The sequence below is a fragment of the Actinomadura geliboluensis genome, assembly GCF_005889745.1.
Taxonomy (GTDB): domain Bacteria; phylum Actinomycetota; class Actinomycetes; order Streptosporangiales; family Streptosporangiaceae; genus Spirillospora; species Spirillospora geliboluensis.
Genome location: NZ_VCKZ01000522.1, coordinates 1 through 5,798, shown reverse-complemented (window position 1 = coordinate 5,798; position 5,798 = coordinate 1). Strand labels below are relative to the sequence as shown.

Below are 5,798 nucleotides of genomic sequence, written 5' to 3'. Positions count from 1 at the left end.
GCCGCTGGTGCCAGCAGACGAAACGGGCGTAGGCCGTCCTGCGGGAGCACTGGAGCGGCCTGCTGCCAGAACCGCAAGCACCACGATCGCGATGGCGATGCTGTGCCTTCTGACGGTCCCGGTCATCGACGATGAGCCGGGCGTGAACGTCGATGCGGGCCTCGTCGTAGGCATCCCGTCCGGTGCCGGTGAGCTCCTTCCACTCGGGGTCGCCCCGCAGTGCGAGGTCGGCGGGCTCGTCCTCGGCGAACCGCTGCCAGCCTTCCCGGGTGGTCAGCTGCAGGTGCCATTCCTCGTCGGGCAGCCGACCGTGCCAGCGCGGCTCGTGCGTCGTCAATCAGGTCTCGCTTCCCTCGCGGCCGTTGCTGGCCTCACCAGCGCTGCGTGCTTCCTCGTGGGCGTTGAACGCCCCGAGCGGGATGACCTTCGCCAGCCGCTTCTGCGGTGCCCCGCCCTCGCCTTAGATCTCGGCCGGTTCTGGGGCGTTCTCCGGCTCGCTGGAAGACGGAGGTGAGGAGGGCAAGAGCGGACTGGCGGTCGTCGTGCGGGTCCGCGCCGCGACCCGATCGGCCCGGGCCGATCCCCGCGGGGTCCTCGGCGCGGCCGCCTCGGGGCCGCGCTCGGCCCGGTCGAGCAGGTCGCTCACCACCTGGGCGATTTCCGCCTCGGTCGGGGCGCGATAGCCGCGCTCGGCCAGAACCCGGCGGCCGTGCTCCCATGCCTGTTCGCCGAACGGTGCTGGCGCCGACTTCAGCAGCGTCCAGGCAGCGGTGATCCATCCGCCCTAGTGGTGGTCGCGCACCCAGATCCGCGAGACGTTGTAGGGGTCGTAGTGGACCTCCCACAATCCCTTCTTCGAGGCCCTGCGGCAGGTGGCGCGGTTCGCGCCCGACCTCATCGTGCTCGACGTGATGCTGCCCGACGGCTCGGGCCTGGAGACGTTGGCGCGGCTGCGCCGCGACGGCTGCGAGGCGCCGGTGGTGTTCCTGACCGCCCGGGACGCCACCGAAGACAAGATCAAGGGGCTGACGGTCGGCGGCGACGACTACGTGACCAAACCGTTCAGCCTGGAGGAGCTGATTGCGCGCATCCGGGCCGTGCTGCGCCGCACCCGGCCGCGCGGCGGCGACCCGGCCCGGGCGGCGTTCGCCGACCTGGAGATCGACGAGGACTCCTACGAGGTGCGGCGCGGCGGCGACCTGGTCGAGCTCACCCCCACCGAGTTCAAGCTGCTGCGCTACCTGGTGCTCAACGCCGGCCACGTGCTGTCCAAGCGGCAGATCCTCGACCACGTGTGGGAGTACGACTTCGGCGGCGGCGACGGCGTCGTGCAGACCTACGTCAGCTACCTGCGGCGCAAGGTGGACGACCGCGACCCCCGCCTCATCCACACCGTGCCGCGCGTCGGCTCCGGCGGCACGAAGGTGAAGACGCACCGGGGCGAATCACGGCCGCCGCGAGATCTATGTGGCGGGCGGCCGCCGGTGGCGCAATCCCGAGGAGAACCTGCCCAGCGACTTCGAGGACAACTGCGATGTCCACTACGAGAACATCGCGCAGCTTGAGTCTGCGCCCGACAGCAGGAGCGGGGAGGCCCCGGGCCGAGGCTCTGGCGGCCCCTGAGGCGCACCGCCAGTACCCTGCTGCCGCAGCTGCTCCGGCCGTCACTGCGGGCGGCGCATCCAGCCCCGCGCCTGCGAGGTGTTGGCCGACGACCGGACCAGCTCCTGCGCGAGGCCATGCGGGCACGATTGATGCTCCGCGCGGCATCTGAGCGGGTGAGCCCTTCCGCCGCCCGGCCCGAACGGCCGGGCGGCGGGATCTCAGCAGCTACCCTGAACGCCGCCCGTTCGGGGGGTGGGCGCGTCGTCCACGACCGAGGTCTTGATGACGGCGGTGGAGGAGATCTCGCTTCCTTCGCGGTCCAGGGTGCGTTCACCGAGGAAGGCGTAGGTAGACCGGTCGAAGAGCAGTTGTTCCTGGATGCCATCGGAGGTCCTGGTCAGGGCCACTCCAGGCCGGCCCGAGGCGTCCACCGCGTCCTCGGCGACACCGACGTCGGGGATCTCGGCTAGCGCCCGGTAGAAGGCCGCCCTGGCCGCGGGTGCCATCACGGCGGCGGTCACGTCCGCCGCGGCGTTCCAGAGCCGCTCGCCCCGGCTGCCGTCGCCTGCGCGCTCGTCCAGCAGCGCCAGCACCTCAGCGGTTTTGGATGGGAGGACGTCGATGTAGGGGCGCTCCAGCAGGGGCGCCGGACCGCATGCCCGGAGTACCTGCTCGCCGTCGGGCCGCATCTGCTCCGCCGCCGGCGCGGTCGTCCCGGCGGCGACGACGTTCTTCTCCCGGATCAGCCCCGGCTTAGACCCGTCCACTGAGAGCCACTCGGAGCGGTACCGCAGATAGGGTCGCCCGCCGGGGCGCAGCTTCTCTACGCTCTGCTGATAGACGTACTGGTCACCGCGGGGTAGCGACACCGGCGTGTGCAGAGCCGTCCGCGCGGCCCGTGCCATCAACGCCTCGGCTTCGGCTGAGGACTCGCCCGTCCACGGGCCGGTCACCAGTGCGGCGGCGAGCACGGTGGCGCCGAACCCGGCGGGCACCAGCGTCCAGCGGATCTGGCGTGCACGCCCCCGCCTCGGCCCTGTTCTGTCCCAACCTGTCTTGCTCCCGACGGCGTTCTGCGCCTCGGCGAGTTCTGTCCGCAGCCGGTTCTCGGCCGCCGCCATGTCGAGGGTCCGGGGGACCTCGGAGCGCAGGAGTTGCACGTGCCTCAGTTCGTTCATTGCGGCTCCTCGGTGAGCGCGGAGGGATCGGTGCCACCGAACGCCTCGCGCAGCTTGGCGCGGGCCCGGTTCAGGCGCGAGCGCACGGTTCCGGCCGGAACACCCAGCGCCCGGCCGGCCTCGTCATAGGTGAGTCCCGCCCAGGTGACCAGAAGCAGCACATCGCGCTGGGCTGCGGGCAGCCCGGCGATCGCCGCCGCCAGTTCGCGGCCCGCCGCTCCGGCGCTGAGGCGGGCGTCCGCCGCGTCGGCGAAGGACTCGGTGACCGGATCGGTCCCCGTACGGGCCAGCGCCCGCAGGAGCCGGACCTCCTCGCGCCGGTGCCGTCGCACCAGGTTGGTGGCGATCCCGTACAACCAGGGGCGGGCATCGGGGCAGGCGGTGTCGTAGCGACCGCGCTCGCGGAACGCGATCAGGAACGTCTCCGCCACGATGTCCTCGGCCGGGCCAAGACCCAGCCGCCGCGTGACATAGCGGGCAATGGCCCGGGCGTGCCGCTGGAACAGCAGCGCGAAACGCTCGGGGTCTCGCCGCGACTCGACGATCACCGCGCAGTCGGCGGCGTCCGCCGACAGCTCTGGTGGAGTTTCGGGTGGGGAGTCCGGCGGCCGTGGCTGTTTGGTGGCCCAGTCCAATCGGGGCATCTGATGACCTCTCGTCAACGGTCATTACATCCGTGATTGCCCGACAGGCAGTGCCTGGGTCCATCTTGCGGCCGCTCGGGGCGTAAGCCCGCCCGTGGCTCCCGCCACGCCGTGCGGCGGCTGCTCGCCGAGCGCCGCTTCGGCTGCGGGCTGTCCACCGGCGTCGTCATGGTGGACGTGCTGCGCGCCGTCCAGGGCGTCGGCGGCGCATTCGCCTTCGCCTTCGCCCCGCCATGGCGATCATCACGGCGCATTACACCGGTCCCGCCCGCTCGAAGGCCATCGCCGTGTTCGGCGCCGTCACGATGGCGGCCGGCGCCCTCGGCCCCTGATCGGCGGCGCGCTTGTGCAGGGCATCGGCTGGCGCTCGCTGTTCCTCGTCAACGTCCCGCTGGGCGCCACCGTGGTGTGGCTGACCCTGCACCGCATGGCGCCCGACGGGCGGCTCGGCGAGTTCTGTGCCGACATCGGTGGCGCGCTCGTGCTCGCGGCCGGCATGTCCGCGATCGTCTTGGACCTGCTGCGCGGCGAGCGGCAGGGCTGAGCCTCCTCTGCCACCCTTGGTCAGGCCGGGGCGGGCGTCGTGGCGATGTGCATGTTCGCCGTCCTGCAGCGGTTCGGCCGCCACCCCCTGCTCGACCTGTCGCTGTTCCGCATCCGCTTCTTCACCGGGACCTCGGTCGTCGCGCTCCTCGCGCGCGTGGTGAGTTTCGGCCTGCTCGCCTACCTGGTGCTGTTCCGGGAGGCGGTGTACCGGCTGGACGCGCTGCAGATCGGAGTTCGGCTGCTGGCGATGAGCCTGCTGCTCGAACCAGCACCGTCAGCGAACGCTGGGCCCCATCTGCAGCTCGTTCATTTCGGAACGATGAACGCGCCCCGGGCGGTTCCCGATGTACTTCCGGCCCGGCCCAGCACGACTGGCCTGGATTTGCGGCCAAGTCGGACGCGGCCTCGCGGCACGATGAGCCCAGGCACCCCGCCCAGGCACCCTGCCCGGACGCGCGGCTGACACGCCGCCGCCGCCGCGCGCTGCGACCGTCACGGTTTGGGAGCAAGATCGGTGCCCGTGACCTGCTTCGTCAGTCGCGGGCGCTCCTTGAGCAGGGCGGCCGCGACCGGGTCGTCGAAGTACTTGCGGTACAGCTTCACATATGTCCCGTCGTCGATCATGGCGTCGATCTGGGCGTCGAGATCCTTGATGAGTTTCGGATCTCCATCCTTGCGAAGCGGGAACGCGCTGCCCTGTGTGCTGTCCTGTCTTACAGCGATGCGCACGGGCTGCCTTTTGACGTACTGGTCCGCGTCCGCGCCGCCGAGTACCACGCCCTGCACCCCTCCTGACACCAGTTGGCCGATCAGTGCGGTTTGGTCCTTGAACTTGACCAGTTTCGCTTTCGGCATCCTGTCGTGCACGAACTTCTCTTGGACCGCGCCGGCGACGACACCGATGCGTTGCCCATCGAAGTCGGCCAGCGCTGCGAAAGGAGTGTTCCTATGGGTCACCACGGCGGTCGACCCCCAGTAGAACGGGGTGGTGAAGGCGACGTTGCGGCGGCGTTCAGGGGTGGCACCGACGGCCGCGACACCGATGTCATATCGACGTGCGCTGAGGCCGGCCAAGATGCCTTGGAGGTTGGTGGTCCTGTACTCGACCTTGACTCCCAGCCGCTGTGCCGCCTCATTCATCAGGTCCACGGCGAACCCGGTGGGATGCCCCGAGGGATCTGCCATAGCGAATGGGGGCTGCTCGGACTGTGTGCCGGCGGTGATGACGCCGGCTTGGACGGTGTCGTACGGACCGGCCTTCTCCGCCTGGGATCCGCAGGCGGCGGTCAAGGCGGCCAGAGCCGTCAGAGCGGCCAGGGCAGGCAGTGTCTTGTGTTGTTTGAACTGCATGGGGGCTCCTGAAGGGCAGGTTGGAGGACTGATCACAGGACTTGGGACAGGAATTTGCGGAGCCGGGGGTGCTCAGGGGCCTGGAAGATCCGGTCGGGGGCGCCTATCTCGGCGATCGAGCCGTCGCACATGAACGCCACACGGTCGGCGGCCTCGCGCGCGAATCCCATCTCGTGGGTCACCACTGCCATAGTCATGCCACCTGCCGCCAGGTCCCGCATGACCGCCAGGACGTCCTTGACCAGCTCAGGGTCCAGAGCTGAGGTGGCCTCGTCGAAGAGCAACAACTCGGGTTCCATCGCCAGGGCGCGGGCGATCGCCACACGTTGCTGTTGGCCCCCGGACAGACGGCTAGGGCGTGTTTTGAAAGGGGTCACAGCCACTCGTTGATTGCGGCGATGTGGACAGTGGCCTGGTAGCGGACGGCGAGCTTGTCGTACCTGGTCGCTACCGCGCGGTGGCGGTCGGGTAGCCG

At 70.2% G+C, this 5,798-nt stretch carries 7 protein-coding genes and 1 pseudogene; 3 read left to right on the top strand and 5 right to left on the bottom strand.

The genetic code is table 11. From position 1 onward, the window contains the following. Positions 1–337 (bottom strand): annotated as a pseudogene (locus ETD96_RS40300) (hypothetical protein); the annotation flags it as partial. A 526-nt stretch (positions 338–863) separates the two neighbouring features. On the opposite strand from ETD96_RS40300, the gene ETD96_RS40295 reads away from it, so the two are divergent. Continuing rightward, the gene (locus ETD96_RS40295; RefSeq protein ID WP_478209502.1) at positions 864–1,565 is read left to right on the top strand and encodes a response regulator transcription factor; all 702 of its coding nucleotides are present in this window, start codon (positions 864–866) and stop codon (positions 1,563–1,565) included. Between the two features lie 258 nt (positions 1,566–1,823). Here the strand turns inward: ETD96_RS40295 and ETD96_RS40290 are convergent, their stop codons facing one another. Both ETD96_RS40290 and ETD96_RS40285 read right to left on the bottom strand, forming a co-directional pair. Next, positions 1,824–2,783 (bottom strand): CU044_5270 family protein, encoded by a 960-nt coding sequence (locus ETD96_RS40290; RefSeq protein ID WP_138641747.1) that lies wholly within the window; start codon positions 2,781–2,783, stop codon positions 1,824–1,826. Continuing rightward, positions 2,780–3,418, bottom strand: coding sequence for an RNA polymerase sigma factor (locus ETD96_RS40285; protein ID WP_338072661.1), 639 nt, complete (start codon positions 3,416–3,418; stop codon positions 2,780–2,782). The genes ETD96_RS40290 and ETD96_RS40285 overlap by 4 nt, the downstream gene beginning before the upstream one ends. A 355-nt stretch (positions 3,419–3,773) precedes the next feature. On the opposite strand from ETD96_RS40285, the gene ETD96_RS40280 reads away from it, so the two are divergent. Then, a complete protein-coding gene (locus ETD96_RS40280) occupies positions 3,774–3,971 on the top strand; it encodes a hypothetical protein (protein ID WP_138641745.1) in 198 nt (65 codons plus the stop codon). Between the two features lie 51 nt (positions 3,972–4,022). Next, complete coding sequence (locus ETD96_RS40275) at positions 4,023–4,436, top strand: hypothetical protein (RefSeq protein ID WP_138641744.1); 414 nt, start codon at positions 4,023–4,025, stop codon at positions 4,434–4,436. 29 nt (positions 4,437–4,465) lie between these two features. Here the strand turns inward: ETD96_RS40275 and ETD96_RS40270 are convergent, their stop codons facing one another. Together ETD96_RS40270 and ETD96_RS40265 are read right to left on the bottom strand one after the other, a co-directional pair. Next, the gene (locus tag ETD96_RS40270; RefSeq protein WP_138641743.1) at positions 4,466–5,323 is read right to left on the bottom strand and encodes a substrate-binding periplasmic protein; all 858 of its coding nucleotides are present in this window, start codon (positions 5,321–5,323) and stop codon (positions 4,466–4,468) included. A gap of 32 nt (positions 5,324–5,355) precedes the next feature. Continuing rightward, positions 5,356–5,706 carry an ATP-binding cassette domain-containing protein gene (locus ETD96_RS40265; RefSeq protein ID WP_420884833.1) on the bottom strand — a complete coding sequence of 117 codons (351 nt, stop codon included), beginning with the start codon at positions 5,704–5,706 and terminating at the stop codon, positions 5,356–5,358. Positions 5,707–5,798 lie beyond the last annotated feature (92 nt).